Raw genomic sequence first — 16,444 nt, forward strand, 5'->3', positions numbered from 1 at the left:
TTATAACCCCAAACGCCGGCACAGCAGCGCTATGCAGCTATCGCCAGTGGAGTTTGAGAAACGCTATTTCCAGAGCTTGGAAAGTGTCTAGGAAAGCCGGGGCGATTCAAAACATCACGAAGGCCAATTATCTTCGTGTACCCATTTGCAGTTAATGAAGCATGTTGGTCGCGAATTTGAGACTTAACTTGGTTGTCCGTGTTGCAATTAACTAGCAAGACATAAATTTCCGGGGCTTGACCGGCTTGAATGTTTCCTCTCATCTCGATAAAGCGTAGACTTCCGCGATGCTGATCTTTTATTTCAAGTGTGACGCCGCGTCGACCTGCTATTTCTAGAATTAGTCTGCAGGTCAGCTCGAGCTCAGTTTGCCCTTCAACAAAGATTGCTATTTTTTTCATCTTTGATCTCAAAGAAAATCTGACGAGAATATGTCGAAGTTATTAAGTCCCATAAATTTGAAGTCTTCGAATTTCTCTTTTGAATTTTTGCTTGTGAAGTTTTTGACCGTTGAGTTTGTTCTTTTTAGGACTATCCAATTTTCTAGTGGAACTTTGTTCATTACAAATTTATCATTGCTCGTCATTATTATTTGAATGTCTGATTCTTCCGCGGTCTTCATTAGAACATCAATCATGCCAGTGGCACGCTCATAGTCTAGACCTTCACCCACGTCGTCAATTAAGAGGAGTTTTTGGTTTTTACTCATCTTTAGGTAGTTTATATGAATAGTAAGAGCTAAAGCTCTAAATTGCCCTTGTGAGATGTTCATTTGCTCGCAGTTAGCTTTGCTGTATTTTTCTCTCGTGAATAGACCAAACAAAGAAGTGTTGGACCCAGGAATTTTTAGGTCGAGATCTGTGCAGCCTACATCTGCGAGGTTGTAACCAAGCTTTTCCATGTCATTTATTATTGCCCTGTCGAATTTCTTCTTGTATTTTTCGTAGCCCTTTATATAGGTGATTGTCGGGGATGATGTATCAAATTCAGGGCTGTCAATGTTTTTAAATAGCCTTGTTACCGTCTCGCCAGTTACGTATTGGTTTTTTCCATAGTCACTACCAAACAAGTGTTGTTCAGTTAGAGTTGCCCATTTGTGCAGTTTTGTTACGAATGGATGCTGCAAGTCATCGCGACGACTAGAGGGAATTATTTGGTCTTCTGGCATTACGATTTTGATAAATTTATTTTCCTCTGCATACCAGATCTCACCATTACTTCCTTTCCGAGTGAATCTGATTACACCGTTTTCAGATAGGCTTTCACTGATTACGGTTGAATTTTCAAGGAATAATTGGTATCGGATGGTCTCGTTGTTGCTGCCAATTTCAATGTCCCAGCTTCCACTTGTAAATAATTTGCTTGTCTTCCCAGTAATGAGGTGAGCAAGTGCGGATATTAGGTTTACTAGCCTGGATTTGCCCGTAGAGTTTTTTCCGACAACTAGATTGGTTTTTGTAAATTCGCACTCCTCTAGCTTCCAATGTCTTTGGCTGCCTTTGAACTCTTCATACCTTATTTTCTTAAGTAGCATTTTTATACCGCGCTAATGATTTCTGAGTAACTTACTTGAGTGTTATTAAGAGGTTTTGGTTTTCTGAAACTTGGCTTATTTCCCGAAACTAACGGGCGTACCAGCGCCTAACAATCTCTTTGATAATCGCTATCCCGCGTTGGGAGTGGTCAAGTTTCGGTTTGCCTCGTCATACTCAGGACTGGTTTGTCCGATTTCCGGAGCTACTTCACCGCTCACCATCCACCAGCGGTATTGGGGATACAAGCCCCCTAGCACATCGATTTCTTCGGTGCTTATGCGAACGTCCTTGTTGTAGAGCACAGTTCTCCAGCGGTTTGAACCGATGGGGGTCTCTCGCACCAGTCTATCCATGCCGGCCATAGACGCGATCCTTCTAACGCGCTCACTTGTTGTGCTCATTTTGAATAAATATTTTGCTCAAATAATTTGAAAGGTGTGAGGCTCTATCGTATGATCGATTCAAATAGCTTGACTCAAGCTATGTGATTTCACTTTTTGAATCGATTATAGGTTAAACACATGGAAGAGTCTGGAATAGTGGGGTTCACCGTCACAGGTGCGATGGAAAAGGTCACGGACTTCCGTACCGCTCCGTTCTGCTCCCAGGCGGTATTTGCTCAGATGCTGGGCCTGGAGGACATCACGGAAGACGTGGTGCGCGGTTGGGTCGAAACCAAGACCGTCCCGACCGCCAAGATTGGCCGCCGCCGCGTCATCAACCTGCACAAAATCCGCCGCGACCTCGACCGGGGTAAGTCAATCTTCTGCCAAGGGGATTACGACGATGAATGACGCCCGGTCCTTCTCCCAGTTCAAGCTGCGCATGCCTCCGGCCCTGCGCTCCCAGGTTGAGCAAGCTGCCGAAGCTTCCCTCCGCTCCCTGAACGCCGAACTGGTCTTCCGCCTTCAACAGAGCTTCGAAGGGGAGGTGCCCGCCGATGCTCCCGAGCAAGTACCTGCACCGACCGCATCCATTGGACTGCGACTGCTCTGTCTGCTGGTCCCGTCGCGAACTGGGGAAAATCAGTCCCTGCCAATCCACACCGTGCACCGAATGCCGCCCTACGCGAGTCGTCACCGTAGTTACCGTGATGAAGAGGGTCGCTGGAGTTTGGCGCTCGATCTGCTCGACCTACCGGGTGGAACGGGGTTTTACCTGCGCGAAACACATGCCCGCGCTCCGTCCGCCGAAGTACTGGCACGTTGTTTACGACAGCGGCAGGCCGACGCCTTTCGTCCCCGTGCGCGAACCGTTCGAGCTGGAGGGCTAAGCCATGGTCTCTAACCCGATCCCGCACCTGATCTTCTGGCTCGTTCTGCTGGCGGTTGGCGCTGTGGTTGGCCGCTACCACGCTCGCCACACCATCCCCGCATGGGCCAGTCAGGTCCAGGGCCGCCGCACCGGCTTGTCCGAACACGCTTTCCCGTTCGGACAAACGGAGCGCCGGGCGAAGCGCACCCTTGACCGTCCCCCGCCCTGAATAGCCTCCGCTCGGGAGTGAGGGGCAGCACCACCGCCCCGCGCTCCTGAGCCCTCGGCGGCAAGAGCGGGATGACAAGGGCAGAGCCCTTGGTGTGATTAACAACTCCTATTAGTCAGGAGCCACTTAAACCTTGGAAAACCTCGTTGTTTCAGAGCGATGGGTTCCATTTTGATAAATATCTATCGACGGTTTTTACGCTAGTTTTTGTGTTGAAGTAGATCCCGTTAGTTACTTGAAAGCCGCGATTTAGAGCGGCTCTAGCTGGCAATAAATGACCACTTAACCATCCCGCTGAATTAACGGCAAACAAGCCGAATTGCAGCAGCGGGCCAACTCATGCCCGAAAAAGGCAAAGGAGCTTCAGATGAACATGTTTGCAACCACTGGCGGCGTAGTCGAACTCTGGGTCACCAAGACCGACACCTACACCTCTACCAAGAGCGGCGAGATCTTCGCCAGCGTCCAGGCGATATCCCCAATCCCGGAAACCGCTCGCGGCAACGCCAAGGGCTTCGAGATCAGCGAGTACAACGTCGAACCGACCCTGCTGGATTCCATTGTCTTCGAAGGCGCTCCGGTGCTCTGCAAGTTCGCCAGCGTCGTCCGCCCGACCCAGGACCGTTTCGGTCGCACCACCAATACCCAGGTGCTGACCGAATTGCTGGCCGTGGGCAAAGAAGCCAGCGCGCCGACTCCGGCTGCTCGCCCAGCCGCCCAGCCACAAGCCCAGCGCCCAACTCAGCCCGCCGCTGAGAAACCTACCGACAGCAGCAAGTCCTGATGGCGAGGGTAGGTAGATGAAAGCGCCGCTCCGTTTCGCCTTCGGCTGGGTTCGCGGGCCGGCAGATCGCCGTGGCGGCCCGCGTCAAAGGACTGGTGAAGGGCATGCAGCGCGAGATGTACATGTTCGTCATCACCGATGCTGAAGGGCGACGGCTGATGCTCAATTCGTGGCAGATGGGCGAGTCCGGCTACGGCGTAAAGGCACGCTCCGAATGCGTGGCCGAACTCTCCTATGGCGAGTACCACGAAACCATCGTCTGCGCCGGCTCCTTCCCCAAGCCGGCAGCCGCCGCACTGCCCAACATTGCCGCCGCCCCAGCAGCGCCCACAGCGCCCGCTCAGACGACGCTCACCATCGTCCCCGACTCCGAATACCCCGCACGCCCCTGGAGGACCCAATGACCCTGCACGGCCTGATCAACGCCCTCGGGCTGCTCGCGCTCGCGTATGCACTCGGCTTTCTCACCGCCCTGCAGGTCATGCAGCCGGTGGCGGCGTACCCGTTTTGAGTCGGCGAGCCGCGCCGCCGGCCGGGAGCGCCAGGCACGAGCGGTAGGCCGAAGGCGCGGCCGACGACCCTGTAACACGTCGGATAGCTAACGAGTAAGCACCTCAATAAACCTCATTGAAGGTACGAAATAATGAAAAAGGCAGTTCACCCCCTCCGCCTGATCCTCAAGGAGAACGGGGATTTCTATGAGTCGTCCGAAGGACGGATTTTCATGGACCCGAGCAACGGCAGATTCGCCGACCTGTCGGGTGTGCGCCTGCTGCGCTGTGGTGTCGATACTGTGCGTCAGCTGTACAACGGCATGATCCGCCCGGAAGTGATGGCGCTGTTCGATGAGCCGGAGGATCTCGTCAACTTCGCTGGATACAAGTGGGCCAAGGGCCGTATCGGTCGCGACTCGGGCTACCAGTACCGGCTGCAGAACGCCGACATGGGCCTGATCCTGCTGATCAAGAACCACAACGTGAAGCTGGAGAACATCGGCCCGCACCTCAAGATTGAAGTGTCGCCACACGCCCTGGATGGTGCCGATCCGAAGATCCTGCAGGGCGTAATGGATGACCTGGCCGCTGGCGTGCTCTCGGCCTGCGAAACCAACCAATGCGCCGTGCATCTCGCCCTGGACGTGCAGGGTTGGAACCCACCGGCAGACTTCGTGGACCGCATGCACTGCCGGTCCCGTCGTGTCCGCCAGATCAGCGGCATCGACCGCATTGAATACGACGGCAACGCCTCGGTATACGGGCGTGGTGAGACCTTCATGTTCGGTTCGGCCAACGGCCTGCAGATGTGCCTCTACAACAAGACGCTGCAGGCGAGAGCGACCGACAAGCTCGACTATTGGGAATCGGTGTGGGCCTCCCTGAACGGCGATCCCTTCGGCGATGGCGAACCCGCCTTCAACCCGCTGGAAACTGTGTGGCGCATCGAATTCCGCTTCCACCACTCCATCGTCCAGCAGTTCTCCGAAGGCTCCACGATGACCTCTGGCGAGGTGATCGGCTGCCGCACCTACGAGGGCCTTTGCCCGCACCTACAGGGCCTCTGGCAGTACGCCTGCGACAACTACAAGCTGATTTCCCGGGAAGGGATCTTCGACGCCTTCTGGTCGCTAATCAGCCTCGACACCAAGGTCCAGGTGGAAGCCGATCCGCTCATCGAGCGCACCGAGTACCGCCGCTACTACAAGACCGCGCAGGGCTTCTCCGGCAAGAACTGCGAAATGTTCCTGGGCCAGTTCGCCAGCCTGATCGCGCGGGAGCGCATCCCACCAAAAAAAGCGCTTGAGGTCGGGAGAACGCTCCCCTTCTGGCATGTGATCGAAGACCACTACACCGCCAAGGGCTACAGCACTCGCGACCTCGAAAAGCACGTCATTGGATTGATCAACGATCGCTACATCAGGCGGGGTTATGCGATATGACCGCGCGCAAGGATGGGAAAACGTGGACGGCTGACTTCTACGAGAACGGTCGCTCCGGTCGCAGGATCCGCAAGAAAGGCTTCGCTACCAAGTCCGCAGCCATTCGCTACGAGCAGGACTTCTTCACCGTCCTGGGCGAGACAGGCCGCCCGCTGGATGATCGCCTCTCGGATCTGGTGAAGGTCTGGTACGACCTCCACGGCTGCACCCTGAAGGACGGCAAACAGCGCCTCGCTCGCTGCCAAGCATTGGCTGAACGCCTCGGCGATCCGCAGGCTTTTGAGTTCGACTCGCTCGCGTGGGCACGCTACCGGCAACGCCGTCTGATCGAGGTGAAGCCGGAGACGGTCAACCATGAACAACGCTACCTGTCCGCGATCTTCTCCGAGCTGATCCGCCTCGGCTCATGGCACAAGGCAAACCCGCTGGCCAACGTCCGGCAGATCAAGACCGATCAGGTCGAACTGACCTTCCTCACCTTGGATCAGGTCGCCCAGCTCCTTGAGGAGTGCAAGGCCAGCACGAACAACCACACGTACCCGGTCGCTCTCCTGTGCCTCGCTACAGGTGCCCGCTGGGAAGAGGCCGAGAGTATCGCCCGTGGGGCCGTACATGGGGGAAAGGTCCACTACCACCGGACGAAGAACCGCCAGAGCCGCTCAGTACCGATCCCGGCCGAGCTGGAGCAACTGATGTTCAAGGTGGGCATGCCCGGAACCGGTCGCCTGTTCATGTCCTGCCGCGCCGCTTTCCGCTGCGCCTATGAGCGCTGTGGGTTCCAGACGCCGGGCCAACTGACCCACATCCTCCGCCACACATTCGCGAGCCATTACATGATGGGGGGAGGGGACATCCTCACGCTGCAGCGGATCCTGGGGCACTCGTCGATCACGATGACCATGCGGTATGCGCATTTGTCGCCGGAGCATTTGGAGTCAGCGATGCGCTTATCACCAATTGCGCAGGGCAAAATCACATTGGGAAGCCTGACCTAGGGCGCTGGAGCACTCTAGGAAGAGTAAGGCTACTCTTTTAGCTTGCTTTCAACTGCTTTAATCCGTCGCAGGTGGTCTTGGAGGCCTACCTGTAGAACCGCCAGCTTGCCGATTACGAAGTTTTCGAATACGTCTGGTCTTTGATTGCTAGCAAGGGAAGGGGCTCTCAGACTTTTGAGCTCAGCGAGCATTTTCTGAGTGAGCTCCTCAACATCAATCATAAGGTCTTTACTAGTCATGGAGGTCTGCCTAGAGTGAAAGGTCGGCCGGTTATCTAATCATGATATGAGAATAATATAATCGGAAAGGTAGAAGTTTAGCTGCTGTAGCTAATGCAGGTTGCTGATGTGATTACACCATGGCTTGCCCATATCTGGAGGCCTAAATCTTTATACTCATAGCAGTTCTTTACGTCGCCGTCTTCAAACTCAACAGCCTCTCCCGCTTCATCTGCTACCTGCTCAAGGAGTGCGCCTAGCTCTATGATGTTGGCGCCTATAAGATTCAGGTGCTTGTAGTGGAACTCGCGATACGCGGTGATTGATACGACTAAGCTGTCTACGGTGTCGATGTGTACATCACCGCTCTTGTCCACATACGAGATCCACTCATCGTTCGGGTCCGAGTCCTCGTCATATGCGAACCCATACTGATCGATATAGATTTCAATGGCTGAGCCGATAGCTACAGGCCCTAGGCTTTTATTGGGTTCCCAGGTCCATAGTTCCTTCATGTTTCCTCCGTATGCATACGAATCACGAGGAACTGCTCGCTGCAAGTTATGAAAATACAGTCGCTCGTGTGTCCGTCGATGCTCAGCTTCGCGGAGTAAATCTGGCCCAGCGGATCGGACATGCTGGAGATGTATTCGATGAGGTACCACGTCGCGAGGCCGATAGCGTCCAGATCTGGTTTAGCGCCATCTGGCCTAGCCATTGCCTCTCGCAAGAATGACGAAAGCGTGTCTTCCAAAAAACGGAAGCGCCCGCTCTGCAGGGAAAGATCATTGATGGAGATGGGGACTGGATCGTCGGAACTCTCAATGAGTTCGATGTACTCAGCAGCTATGTCTCGTCCCGGCAGTTGGCATAGCTCAGCTGAAGCTGAGTACTTGCTTGGGTCCCTGCCGAAGCGCGTCAGGGCGAAAAGGAAACCATCGATCCTTCCGGCCAGGCTGCTTTCGACGTGTGTACCTTCCGAGCTGTCCTGCATTCCATTCCACTCCCTTGGGACTTTGGCCTAGCTGGCGTATCGCGAATAGGACCTGATTTAGCGTCGGACGGGAAGGGCGTAGCGAGAAGCCTGACCGGGTATCTGACTGCGCTCGCACAGCCCACTCGACTTTTCGTATGCTATCAATGATTGCATTGATGACGCCGGAGGATTTTATGGCCAGCATCACGATTAGAAACCTAGATGACGACCTCAAGGCCAAGCTCCGAGTGGTAGCCGCGAACCATGGCCGCTCGATGGAAGAGGAAGTCCGAGTGATCCTAGCCCAAGCGCTTTCTCGGGAAGAGAAACGGGGTGGCCTGGGAAGCCGAATTCATGCTCGCTTTGCGTCGGTTGGCGGGGCTGATATCGAGCTGCCTGCTCGCAATACTAAGGCTCGGGCTGCGGACTTCGACGAATGATTCTGCTCGACACCAATGTCCTGTCGGAGCTCATGAGAGCCAAGCCGGATCCTGCGGTGGTTGCCTGGATCGATGCTCAACCTGCTCAGGATCTGCTGATCTGCTCGATCACGGTGGCCGAGATCCTTTATGGCATTGCCAGGATGCCGAAGGGGAAGCGCAGGCAAGCTCTGCAGGATCTGGCCATTGCCATGTTCGAAGAGGACTTTGCCGGCAGGATCCTGCCCTTCGATGCGGATGCGGCGGTGCACTACGCAGAGCTGGCGGCAGAGAGTGAGGCCAAGGGAAAGATCGCCGATATGGCTGATGGGCAAATTGCAGCCATAGCCAAGTTGCATGGCGTACCGGTCGCTACCCGTAATGTCCGCCACTTCGAGGGCTTCGGGGTTGCGCTGATTAATCCCTGGAATGACTGACACCAAATGCGAGCAAGGAGGCTCAATAATGAAACTGGTCGCGCTGGTAGTGATTCTGGGGATTCCAATGCTATTGGAGGCGATATCGACCTACACCGCCTATCAGAGATTGATGGGGCGTCCGGTGGGGCGATTTCTGTCGGGGGTCGAGAGACTGGTCGTCGCTTTGGCCGCGTTGCTGGCCGCAGCTGTGGTCTATACGATGCTTTAGCTTTGGTAGACAGGGTGTAGTCACTTCGTAGTCACTACCCCAGAAAGCACAAAGGGCTAGCTTTCGCTAACCCTTTGTTTTGTATGGTGGCTACACCGGGACTTGAACCTGGGACATCAGCATTATGAATGCTGCGCTCTAACCGACTGAGCTATGTAGCCGAGTGGCGCGCATTTTCCGCAGATCGAGGGGGGGTGTCAACCCCTTTTCTTGAATATTTTTCTGATCTATCAATCGTTTAGCCGGTCGGGCGGGATTTTCGCGATGAGCGGCGGGGTAGGGCGCCCCTATAAAAAAGCCCCGGCGGGTGGCCGGGGCTTTTCGGGTATCGCTGGCGCTTAGACGTTGAAGCGGAAGTGCATCACGTCGCCGTCCTTGACGATGTAGTCCTTGCCTTCCAGACGCCATTTGCCGGCTTCTTTCGCGCCCTGTTCGCCCTTGAACTGGATGAAGTCGTCGTAGGCGACGACTTCGGCGCGGATGAAGCCTTTTTCGAAGTCAGTGTGGATCACGGCGGCGGCCTGCGGGGCGGTGGCGCCGACGCGGACGGTCCAGGCGCGGACTTCCTTCACGCCGGCGGTGAAGTAGGTCTGCAGGTGCAGCAGCTCGTAGCCGGCGCGGATCACGCGGTTGAGGCCGGGCTCTTCGAGGCCGAGGGATTCGAGGAACATGTCCTTCTCTTCGCCGTCGTCCAGTTCGGCGATCTCGGCTTCGATCTTGTTGCACACCGGTACGACCATGGCGCCTTCTTCTTCGGCGATGGCGCGGACGACGTCCAGGTGCGGGTTGTTCTCGAAGCCGTCTTCGGCGACGTTGGCGATGTACATGACCGGCTTGCTGGTGAGCAGGTGGAAGCCGCGGATAACGCGCTTCTCGTCATCGCCCATGTTCTTCATCAGCGAGCGGGCGGGCTTGCCCTCGGTGAAGTGGGGGATGAGCTTTTCCAGCAGGGCTTTCTGCACCAGGGCGTCCTTGTCGCCGCCCTTGGCGTTGCGCGCGACCTTCTGCAGTTGCTTCTCGCAGCTGTCGAGGTCGGCGAAGATCAGTTCGAGGTCGATGATCTCGATGTCGCGCTTGGGGTCGACGCTGTTGGAGACGTGGATGACGTTCTCGTCTTCGAAGCAGCGCACGACGTGCGCGATGGCGTCGGTCTCGCGGATGTTGGCGAGGAACTTGTTGCCCAGGCCTTCACCCTTGGAGGCGCCGGCTACCAGGCCGGCGATGTCGACGAATTCCATGGTGGTCGGGATCACGCGCTCGGGCTTGACGATCTCGGCCAGGGCATCGAGGCGGGCGTCGGGCATCGGAACGATGCCGCTGTTCGGCTCGATGGTGCAGAAGGGGAAGTTTTCCGCCGCGATGCCGGATTTGGTCAGGGCGTTGAACAGGGTGGACTTGCCGACGTTGGGCAGGCCGACGATGCCGCAGTTGAATCCCATGCTAGGTCCCTCGCGCCAGGTGGCGGAAAAGAGGTGTGATCAGGCCTTCTGGCTGTGCAGCTTCTGCATCGCGCGGGTCCAGTCCCCGTCGAGCATTTCCGGCAGCACGCCGAGGGCGGAGTCGATGCTGGTGTCGAGCAGTTCCTGTTCGGCGCGCGGGGCGCGGCCGAGAACGAAACCGGAGACCAGGCTGCTGTGCCCCGGATGGCCGATGCCAAGCCGCAGGCGATGGAAACCGTTCTGGTTGCCGAGCTGGGCGATGATATCGCGTAGCCCGTTGTGCCCGCCGTGCCCGCCGCCCTTCTTGAGCTTGGCGACGCCGGGGGGCATGTCGAGTTCGTCGTGGGCCACCAGGATGGCTTCGACCGGAATGCGAAAGAATCCGGCGAGCGCCGCCACGGCCTGGCCGCTGCGGTTCATGTAGGTGGTAGGGATGAGCAGACGAACATCGCGGCCCTTGTGGCTGAACTTGCCGACCAGGCCGAAGTATTTCTTGTCCAGCGACAGGTTCGCGCGTTGCGCGTCCGCCAGTCGCTCAACGAAAAGGGCCCCCGCGTTATGCCGGGTCTGGTCGTATTCAGGGCCTGGATTTCCCAGGCCAACGATCAGTTGTACGGCAGTCACGACGGGGGCCCCTTCCTTAAAGGCAATGGTGCGCGCGATTACTCGGCAGCAGCTTCGCCTTCACCTTCTTCTTTCACTACGCGGGAAGCGTGGATGTTGGCGACGGCCAGGTCGTTACCGTGGGCCAGTTGCACCAGCTCTACGCCCTTGGGCAGTTTCAGGTCGGACAGGTGGACGATCTGGCCCAGTTCTACTTTGGCCAGGTCGACTTCGATGAATTCCGGCAGGTCTTTCGGCAGGCAGGAAACTTCGACTTCGGAGATCACGTGGGAGATCTCGCCGCCGCCAACCTTGACACCAACAGCGGTGGCTTCGTTGATGAAGTGCAGCGGTACGTGGGCGGTCAGTTTCTGGCCGGCAACGACGCGCTGGAAGTCAGCGTGCATGACGAAACCCTTGGACGGGTGACGCTGCAGGGCCTTGATCAGTACGGTTTCCTTGGCGGCACCGACGTTCAGGGTGATCACGTGGCTGAAGGCAGCCTCGTTTTCCAGCAGCTTGGAAATCTCACGCAGTTCGAGGGTCAGGGATTGCGGGGCTTTCTCGCCACCGTAGACCACAGCCGGGATCAGGCCGGCGTTACGACGCAGGCGGCGGCTCGCACCTTTCCCCAGGTCGGAACGCTCTTGAGCATTCAGTACAAAATCAACCATTTCACACTCTCCAAAATGACAAGATCGCCCGGACGCTTGCGACCAGCGTTCGGGCGATTTTGCTAATGCCCCATCGACATGACGGGGCGCTTTACGTCAGCGCTGTTCCGCCTTAGCGGAACATGGCGCTGATCGATTCTTCATTGCTGATGCGGCGCATGGCTTCCGCGACAACCGGCGCGATGTCCAGCTGACGGATGCGGCCACAGGCTTGTGCAGCAGCGGACAGCGGGATGGTGTTGGTCACCACCAGCTCGTCCAGTACGGAATTCTCGATGTTCTCGATGGCGCGGCCCGACAGCACCGGGTGGGTGCAGTAGGCGATGACCTTGGCGGCGCCGTGCTCTTTCAGAGCCTTGGCGGCGTGGCCGAGGGTGCCGGCGGTATCGACCATGTCGTCGACCAGTACGCAGGTACGGCCTTCGACATCACCGATGATGTGCATGACTTCGGACTGGTTGGCCTTCGGACGACGTTTGTCGATGATGGCGAGGTCCACGCCCAGGGATTTGGCGACGGCGCGAGCGCGCACTACACCACCGATGTCCGGGGAGACGATCATCAGGTTCTCGAAGCGCTGGTCTTCGATGTCGTCGACCAGTACGGGCGAGCCGTAGATGTTGTCGACGGGGATATCGAAGAAGCCCTGGATCTGGTCGGCGTGCAGGTCAACGGTGAGAACGCGGTTGACGCCTACGACGGTCAGCATGTCGGCAACGACTTTGGCGCTGATGGCCACGCGGGCGGAACGCGGGCGGCGATCCTGGCGGGCATAACCGAAGTAGGGGATGACGGCCGTGATACGAGTCGCCGAGGAGCGGCGGAAGGCATCGGCCATTACCACCAGTTCCATCAGGTTGTCGTTGGTCGGTGCGCAGGTCGGTTGGATCAGGAAGACGTCCTTACCACGAACGTTTTCGTTGATCTCAACGCTGATTTCGCCGTCGGAGAATTTACCGACAGAAACGTCACCGAGGGGGATGTGCAGCTGCCGTACGACACGGCGTGCCAGATCGGGGTTGGCGTTCCCCGTGAAAACCATCATTTTGGACACGCTGCGGTACCTGTGTCGGCTTGAGGGTAGGCCCGGTTGAGCCAGAAGAAAATGGCAGGGGCGGCTGGATTCGAACCAACGCATGGCAGGATCAAAACCTGCTGCCTTACCGCTTGGCGACGCCCCTGTAGCTTACAACTTGCGGAGCAATGTGTTCGTTGACGCTGTACGTATAACCCGGTGGGTTAATGGCAGGGGCGGCTGGATTCGAACCAACGCATGGCAGGATCAAAACCTGCTGCCTTACCGCTTGGCGACGCCCCTGTATCGTACAACCGATTACATTGCTTTCTTCTCAGGCCAGGCTTTGCAGCTTTCGGTGCAACATCGAGATGTTACGGCCCTGGGCAACAAAACTCGGCAGAGTGGCCGGAAGTTGGCGGCGAACTTTATCAGCATCGCCCTTGTTTGGGAAGCTCCCAAACACACAAGCTCCGGTGCCGGTCAATCTCGCTTGGGTAAATTTACCTAGCTGGATCAGTGCGTTACGTACATCCGGGTAACGCTTCTCGACGACCGGCTGGCAGTCGTTATGACCGTCCACCCCGAGAAGGCTGCGAACTTTAATGGGCGGAGTATCGCGTGTCAACTCGGGATCGGAGAAAACTTCTGCTGTGCTGACAAAGACTTGCGGCACAACGACGAGGAACCAGGGCTCCTCCAGCTCCACCGGCGTGAGCTGCTCGCCGACGCCTTCGGCAAACGCCGCGCGGCCGCGCACGAACACCGGTACGTCGGCGCCGAGGGTCAGGCCCAGCGCGGCGAGGCGGTCTTCGTCCCAGTTCAGCTGCCACAGGTGATTGAGCGCGAGCAGGGTGGTGGCCGCATCGGAGCTGCCGCCGCCGATGCCACCACCCATGGGCAGGCGCTTGTCCAGCCAGATGTCGGCGCCGAGGCGGCAGCCGGATTGCTCCTGCAGGCGGCGGGCCGCCTTGACGATCAGGTTGCTGTCGTGGGGAACGCCATCGATCTCGGTGTTCAGGCGGATATCGCCGTCCTCGCGCACGGCGAATTGCAGCTCGTCGCCGTGGTCGAGGAATTGGAAGAGGGTCTGCAGTTCGTGGTAGCCGTCGGCGCGGCGGCCGGTGATGTGCAGGAACAGGTTGAGCTTGGCCGGTGCCGGCAGGGTCAGGCGGTTTTGCATGTCACTGCTGGCTCGCCTGGCCTGCGCCCAATTGCCGCGGCTGCCAGGATTTCACCACCAGGGTGACGTCGAGGTCCTGGCCGTGCAGCTTCAGGCGCTCGGGCAGCCAGTAGCCGTCCTGCTCGCTGTAGCGGGTGTACTCCACGTCCCAGCCGTCCTGTTGCAGCTTGGCCAGGCGGCTGTCGCTGTCCAGGGTCAGGCGGCTCTTGCTGTCGGGCGCTGGCAGGCCGCGAATCCACCAGAGCAGGTGGGAAACCGGCAGGCGCCAGCCCATCTGTTGCTCCAGCAGTTCTTCGGGGGAGGCGGCTTCATAGCGGCCTTGCCCTGCCACTTCCAGGGTCACCGCGCCTTCACGCCCGGTCAGGCGCGCGGCGCCGCGGCCCAGCGGGCCGGACAGGCGGATATCGTAGTAGTCCTGGCGTTGCAGCCAGAACAGGGTGCCGCTGCCCGAATCCTTGGGCGCGCGGATGCCGACCTTGCCGTCGATCTGCCAGCCGTCGAGGGTGGCGATGCGCGCCTTGTGGGCATTCCAGGCGCTGGCGTTGCCCTGGCCTTCCAGGGCTTCGTGGGTGCCGAAGCTGGAGCAGCCGGCGAGCAGGGCAAGCGCGGCGGCGCCGATCAGGTGACGTAAACGCATAAATCAGAGGGTTCCGGAGCCGGTCAGGCGCAGCATGGTGTCGCGCAGGACGGCGCTGTCGGGCTGGCTTTGCAGGGCGGTGGCCCAGACTTTGCGGGCTTCGCTCTGCTTGCCCTGGGCCCAGAGCACTTCGCCCAGGTGCGCGGCCACTTCGTGGTCGGGGAAGCGCTCCAGCGCCTTGCGCAGGTAGGTTTCCGCTTCGCTGAGGTTGCCCAGGCGGTAATTCACCCAGCCGAGGCTGTCGAGGATGGCCGGGTCGTCCGGGTTCAGCGAGTGGGCTTTCTGGATCAGGTCGCGGGCTTCGCTGTAGCGCGTGGTGCGGTCGGCGAGGGTGTAGCCCAGCGCATTGAGCGCCATGGCGTTATCCGGCTCGCGCTGGATGATCAGCCGCAGGTCCTGCTCCATCTGCGCCAGGTCGTTGCGCTTCTCGGCGAGCATGGAGCGGGTGTAGAGCAGGTTGAGGTCATCCGGGAACTGCTTGAGGCCCTGCTGGATCACGTTCCAGGCGCGGTCCACCTGGTCGCGGTTGGACAGGCCCTCGGCTTCGATCAGGTACAGCTGGATGGCGTAGTCGGGCTGGCGCTCGCGGGTTTCGGCGAGGCGGCGCGAGGCGTCGTCGTAGCGCTTCTGGTCCAGCAGGATCTCGGTGGCGCGCAGCTGGGCCGGGAGGAAATCGTTGCCCGGGCCGACCAGGGCGTATTCCTTGAGGGCGGTTTCCGGGTCCTTCTGCTCCTCGGCCAGGCGGCCCAGGTTGAAGTGGGCGGAGTCGACATGGCTGTCGCGCTCGACCAGCTCCTGCAGGTAGACCTTGGCTTCGTCCCAGGCCTGGGCTTCGAGGCAGACCAGCGCCAGGGAGAAGCGCAGGTCGTCATCATCGGGGAATTGCTCGACCAGCGCGGAGAACTCGGCCTTGGCATCGTCCAGGCGGTTCTGCTCCACCAGCAGGCGGGCGTAGGCGAGGTGGACGCGCTTGTCGTCCGGGTGTTCCTTGATGCCGGTCTTGAGCAGCGGCAGCGCTTCGTCGCTGCGCTTCATGCTCTGCAGCAGGCGCGCGCGCAGCAGCAGCGGGGCGACGTCGTGCTTGCTGGCGGCATTGTCTTCGAGCAGGTGCAGGGCTTCCTGCGGGCGGCCGTCCTGTTGCAACAGCAGGGCCTTGCCGAACAGCAGCTGGCCGTTGTCCGGGTATTTCTTGAGCAGGCGGTCGAAACTCTGCAAGAGGCCCGCACGGGTATCCGGGTCGGTTTCGGCGGCGGACAGGGCGAGGAAGTCGAAGTGGGTGTCGCCCTGGCCGTTGAGGACTTTCTCCATGTACACCATGGATTCGTCGTACTGCCCGGTGCGCGCCAGCTGGATGGCGGCGGCGCGCTGGGCGTCGAGGTTGTCCGGCGCGGCCTTGGCCCAGATCAGCGAGGTATCCAGGGCTTCCTGGTCGGCGCCCAGGTACTCGGCGATGCGGAAGGCGCGCTCGGCGACGCCCGGATCGCGGGTTTCCTTGGCCTGCTCGACGTAGTTGGCGAGGGCGATGTCGAACCGGTTGCGCTGGCCGGCGAGTTCGGCCGTCAGCAGCGAGAACATCGTGTCTTCGCTGAAGGAGCCGTACTTCTGGTTCTTCTGTGCAGCCGCGGCCTTGTCCTTCTCCGCGGAAGCACTGTCGGAATTTTTCTGTGTAAGAGACTGGCAGCCGCCGAGCAGCAGCAGAGCAGTCAGCAGCGCAAGAGACTTGTTCATAGAGGAAGGACGAGGGCCTGACCTGCGAAATGGGACCATCATGACATAAGGAAAGTGCCAATCCCATGGGCAAGCGCCGCTTGCGGGCGTGTATACGATTTGCAGTGTGCGATCCGTCGCGGGTGGTTGTCCTTCACAAGGCTAAGTAGGACAATTGCGGGCTTTCCGATC

General features: G+C 58.7%; 20 protein-coding genes, 3 tRNA genes and 1 pseudogene. 10 read left to right on the plus strand and 14 right to left on the minus strand.

What is annotated here, in order from left to right; all coding sequences use genetic code 11:
• Positions 1 to 29: 29 nt before the first annotated feature.
• Entirely contained in the window at positions 30 to 401 is a 372-nt protein-coding gene (locus tag ACNFIA_RS13220) for a hypothetical protein (protein ID WP_416786125.1), read from the minus strand.
• An 8-nt stretch (positions 402 to 409) separates the two neighbouring features.
• On the minus strand, positions 410 to 1,534 hold the full coding sequence (locus ACNFIA_RS13225; RefSeq protein ID WP_416785455.1) for a hypothetical protein: 1,125 nt from the start codon (positions 1,532 to 1,534) through the stop codon (positions 410 to 412).
• Between the two features lie 522 nt (positions 1,535 to 2,056).
• Here ACNFIA_RS13225 and ACNFIA_RS13230 point away from each other — a divergent pair.
• From ACNFIA_RS13230 to ACNFIA_RS13260, 7 genes and pseudogenes are all read left to right on the plus strand, one after another.
• Positions 2,057 to 2,329 carry a hypothetical protein gene (locus tag ACNFIA_RS13230; RefSeq protein WP_045217776.1) on the plus strand — a complete coding sequence of 91 codons (273 nt, stop codon included), beginning with the start codon at positions 2,057 to 2,059 and terminating at the stop codon, positions 2,327 to 2,329.
• A pseudogene (locus ACNFIA_RS13235) lies at positions 2,322 to 2,453 on the plus strand (Arc family DNA-binding protein); the annotation flags it as partial. The gene ACNFIA_RS13230 and the pseudogene ACNFIA_RS13235, both read left to right, overlap by 8 nt.
• 22 nt (positions 2,454 to 2,475) lie before the next feature.
• Positions 2,476 to 2,808, plus strand: a complete 333-nt coding sequence (gene pflM, locus ACNFIA_RS13240; protein ID WP_416786106.1) for a lysogeny maintenance protein PflM — start codon at positions 2,476 to 2,478, stop codon at positions 2,806 to 2,808.
• A gap of 577 nt (positions 2,809 to 3,385) precedes the next feature.
• Entirely contained in the window at positions 3,386 to 3,802 is a 417-nt protein-coding gene (locus ACNFIA_RS13245) for a DNA-binding protein (protein ID WP_315808068.1), read from the plus strand.
• A gap of 104 nt (positions 3,803 to 3,906) precedes the next feature.
• Complete coding sequence (locus tag ACNFIA_RS13250) at positions 3,907 to 4,206, plus strand: hypothetical protein (protein ID WP_416785458.1); 300 nt, start codon at positions 3,907 to 3,909, stop codon at positions 4,204 to 4,206.
• Positions 4,207 to 4,445: 239 nt separating this feature from the next.
• On the plus strand, positions 4,446 to 5,738 hold the full coding sequence (locus ACNFIA_RS13255; RefSeq protein ID WP_416785461.1) for a hypothetical protein: 1,293 nt from the start codon (positions 4,446 to 4,448) through the stop codon (positions 5,736 to 5,738).
• On the plus strand, positions 5,735 to 6,733 hold the full coding sequence (locus tag ACNFIA_RS13260) for a tyrosine-type recombinase/integrase (protein WP_416785463.1): 999 nt from the start codon (positions 5,735 to 5,737) through the stop codon (positions 6,731 to 6,733). The genes ACNFIA_RS13255 and ACNFIA_RS13260 overlap by 4 nt, the downstream gene beginning before the upstream one ends.
• 316 nt (positions 6,734 to 7,049) lie before the next feature.
• Here the strand turns inward: ACNFIA_RS13260 and ACNFIA_RS13265 are convergent, their stop codons facing one another.
• Positions 7,050 to 7,466 (minus strand): hypothetical protein, encoded by a 417-nt coding sequence (locus tag ACNFIA_RS13265; protein WP_416785465.1) that lies wholly within the window; start codon positions 7,464 to 7,466, stop codon positions 7,050 to 7,052.
• Positions 7,463 to 7,945 carry a hypothetical protein gene (locus ACNFIA_RS13270; protein ID WP_416785468.1) on the minus strand — a complete coding sequence of 161 codons (483 nt, stop codon included), beginning with the start codon at positions 7,943 to 7,945 and terminating at the stop codon, positions 7,463 to 7,465. The genes ACNFIA_RS13265 and ACNFIA_RS13270 overlap by 4 nt, the downstream gene beginning before the upstream one ends.
• Positions 7,946 to 8,121: 176 nt before the next feature.
• On the opposite strand from ACNFIA_RS13270, the gene ACNFIA_RS13275 reads away from it, so the two are divergent.
• Genes ACNFIA_RS13275 through ACNFIA_RS13285 form a run of 3 tightly spaced genes read left to right on the plus strand, consistent with a single transcriptional unit; the run spans position 8,122 to position 8,994 of the window.
• The gene (locus ACNFIA_RS13275) at positions 8,122 to 8,367 is read left to right on the plus strand and encodes a FitA-like ribbon-helix-helix domain-containing protein (protein ID WP_416785471.1); all 246 of its coding nucleotides are present in this window, start codon (positions 8,122 to 8,124) and stop codon (positions 8,365 to 8,367) included.
• On the plus strand, positions 8,364 to 8,783 hold the full coding sequence (locus ACNFIA_RS13280; protein ID WP_416785473.1) for a type II toxin-antitoxin system VapC family toxin: 420 nt from the start codon (positions 8,364 to 8,366) through the stop codon (positions 8,781 to 8,783). Before ACNFIA_RS13275 ends, ACNFIA_RS13280 begins: the two co-directional genes overlap by 4 nt.
• Before the next feature lie 28 nt (positions 8,784 to 8,811).
• Positions 8,812 to 8,994 (plus strand): hypothetical protein, encoded by a 183-nt coding sequence (locus ACNFIA_RS13285; protein WP_416785476.1) that lies wholly within the window; start codon positions 8,812 to 8,814, stop codon positions 8,992 to 8,994.
• A gap of 84 nt (positions 8,995 to 9,078) precedes the next feature.
• Here ACNFIA_RS13285 and ACNFIA_RS13290 read toward each other — a convergent pair.
• The 10 genes from ACNFIA_RS13290 to ACNFIA_RS13335 all read right to left on the minus strand — a co-directional run bounded on the left by ACNFIA_RS13290 (position 9,079) and on the right by ACNFIA_RS13335 (position 16,315).
• Positions 9,079 to 9,155, minus strand: a tRNA-Met gene (locus ACNFIA_RS13290).
• Between the two features lie 177 nt (positions 9,156 to 9,332).
• Positions 9,333 to 10,433, minus strand: a complete 1,101-nt coding sequence (ychF, locus tag ACNFIA_RS13295; protein WP_017519630.1) for a redox-regulated ATPase YchF — start codon at positions 10,431 to 10,433, stop codon at positions 9,333 to 9,335.
• 39 nt (positions 10,434 to 10,472) lie between these two features.
• Positions 10,473 to 11,057 (minus strand): aminoacyl-tRNA hydrolase, encoded by a 585-nt coding sequence (pth, locus tag ACNFIA_RS13300; RefSeq protein ID WP_193452056.1) that lies wholly within the window; start codon positions 11,055 to 11,057, stop codon positions 10,473 to 10,475.
• A 38-nt stretch (positions 11,058 to 11,095) separates the two neighbouring features.
• Positions 11,096 to 11,710 (minus strand): 50S ribosomal protein L25/general stress protein Ctc, encoded by a 615-nt coding sequence (locus ACNFIA_RS13305; protein ID WP_416785479.1) that lies wholly within the window; start codon positions 11,708 to 11,710, stop codon positions 11,096 to 11,098.
• Positions 11,711 to 11,822: 112 nt separating this feature from the next.
• Complete coding sequence (locus ACNFIA_RS13310) at positions 11,823 to 12,764, minus strand: ribose-phosphate pyrophosphokinase (RefSeq protein ID WP_015478849.1); 942 nt, start codon at positions 12,762 to 12,764, stop codon at positions 11,823 to 11,825.
• Between the two features lie 52 nt (positions 12,765 to 12,816).
• Positions 12,817 to 12,891: transfer RNA gene (locus tag ACNFIA_RS13315), tRNA-Gln, on the minus strand.
• A 62-nt stretch (positions 12,892 to 12,953) separates the two neighbouring features.
• Positions 12,954 to 13,028, minus strand: a tRNA-Gln gene (locus ACNFIA_RS13320).
• Positions 13,029 to 13,059: 31 nt separating this feature from the next.
• Entirely contained in the window at positions 13,060 to 13,908 is an 849-nt protein-coding gene (gene ispE, locus ACNFIA_RS13325; RefSeq protein ID WP_416785482.1) for a 4-(cytidine 5'-diphospho)-2-C-methyl-D-erythritol kinase, read from the minus strand.
• A 1-nt stretch (position 13,909) separates the two neighbouring features.
• Positions 13,910 to 14,545, minus strand: a complete 636-nt coding sequence (gene lolB / locus ACNFIA_RS13330) for a lipoprotein insertase outer membrane protein LolB (RefSeq protein WP_259757328.1) — start codon at positions 14,543 to 14,545, stop codon at positions 13,910 to 13,912.
• A 3-nt stretch (positions 14,546 to 14,548) separates the two neighbouring features.
• Positions 14,549 to 16,315 carry a tetratricopeptide repeat protein gene (locus ACNFIA_RS13335; protein ID WP_416785485.1) on the minus strand — a complete coding sequence of 589 codons (1,767 nt, stop codon included), beginning with the start codon at positions 16,313 to 16,315 and terminating at the stop codon, positions 14,549 to 14,551.
• Positions 16,316 to 16,444 lie beyond the last annotated feature (129 nt).

The sequence above is a fragment of the Pseudomonas sp. NY15437 genome (genome assembly GCF_048068435.1).
Classification (GTDB): Bacteria; Pseudomonadota; Gammaproteobacteria; order Pseudomonadales; family Pseudomonadaceae; genus Pseudomonas; species Pseudomonas nitroreducens_B.

What these genes read in the sequence shown, in the direction of transcription:
- ACNFIA_RS13220 (WP_416786125.1), bottom strand. Translation starts at nt 401, where the DNA reads ATGAAAAAAATAGCAATCTTTGTTGAAGGGCAAACTGAGCTCGAGCTG.
- ACNFIA_RS13225 (WP_416785455.1), bottom strand. Translation starts at nt 1,534, where the DNA reads ATGCTACTTAAGAAAATAAGGTATGAAGAGTTCAAAGGCAGCCAAAGA.
- ACNFIA_RS13230 (WP_045217776.1), top strand. Translation starts at nt 2,057, where the DNA reads ATGGAAGAGTCTGGAATAGTGGGGTTCACCGTCACAGGTGCGATGGAA.
- pflM (WP_416786106.1), top strand. Translation starts at nt 2,476, where the DNA reads ATGCTCCCGAGCAAGTACCTGCACCGACCGCATCCATTGGACTGCGAC.
- ACNFIA_RS13245 (WP_315808068.1), top strand. Translation starts at nt 3,386, where the DNA reads ATGAACATGTTTGCAACCACTGGCGGCGTAGTCGAACTCTGGGTCACC.
- ACNFIA_RS13250 (WP_416785458.1), top strand. Translation starts at nt 3,907, where the DNA reads ATGCAGCGCGAGATGTACATGTTCGTCATCACCGATGCTGAAGGGCGA.
- ACNFIA_RS13255 (WP_416785461.1), top strand. Translation starts at nt 4,446, where the DNA reads ATGAAAAAGGCAGTTCACCCCCTCCGCCTGATCCTCAAGGAGAACGGG.
- ACNFIA_RS13260 (WP_416785463.1), top strand. Translation starts at nt 5,735, where the DNA reads ATGACCGCGCGCAAGGATGGGAAAACGTGGACGGCTGACTTCTACGAG.
- ACNFIA_RS13265 (WP_416785465.1), bottom strand. Translation starts at nt 7,466, where the DNA reads ATGAAGGAACTATGGACCTGGGAACCCAATAAAAGCCTAGGGCCTGTA.
- ACNFIA_RS13270 (WP_416785468.1), bottom strand. Translation starts at nt 7,945, where the DNA reads ATGCAGGACAGCTCGGAAGGTACACACGTCGAAAGCAGCCTGGCCGGA.
- ACNFIA_RS13275 (WP_416785471.1), top strand. Translation starts at nt 8,122, where the DNA reads ATGGCCAGCATCACGATTAGAAACCTAGATGACGACCTCAAGGCCAAG.
- ACNFIA_RS13280 (WP_416785473.1), top strand. Translation starts at nt 8,364, where the DNA reads ATGATTCTGCTCGACACCAATGTCCTGTCGGAGCTCATGAGAGCCAAG.
- ACNFIA_RS13285 (WP_416785476.1), top strand. Translation starts at nt 8,812, where the DNA reads ATGAAACTGGTCGCGCTGGTAGTGATTCTGGGGATTCCAATGCTATTG.
- ychF (WP_017519630.1), bottom strand. Translation starts at nt 10,433, where the DNA reads ATGGGATTCAACTGCGGCATCGTCGGCCTGCCCAACGTCGGCAAGTCC.
- ACNFIA_RS13305 (WP_416785479.1), bottom strand. Translation starts at nt 11,710, where the DNA reads ATGGTTGATTTTGTACTGAATGCTCAAGAGCGTTCCGACCTGGGGAAA.
- ispE (WP_416785482.1), bottom strand. Translation starts at nt 13,908, where the DNA reads ATGCAAAACCGCCTGACCCTGCCGGCACCGGCCAAGCTCAACCTGTTC.
- lolB (WP_259757328.1), bottom strand. Translation starts at nt 14,545, where the DNA reads ATGCGTTTACGTCACCTGATCGGCGCCGCCGCGCTTGCCCTGCTCGCC.
- ACNFIA_RS13335 (WP_416785485.1), bottom strand. Translation starts at nt 16,315, where the DNA reads ATGATGGTCCCATTTCGCAGGTCAGGCCCTCGTCCTTCCTCTATGAAC.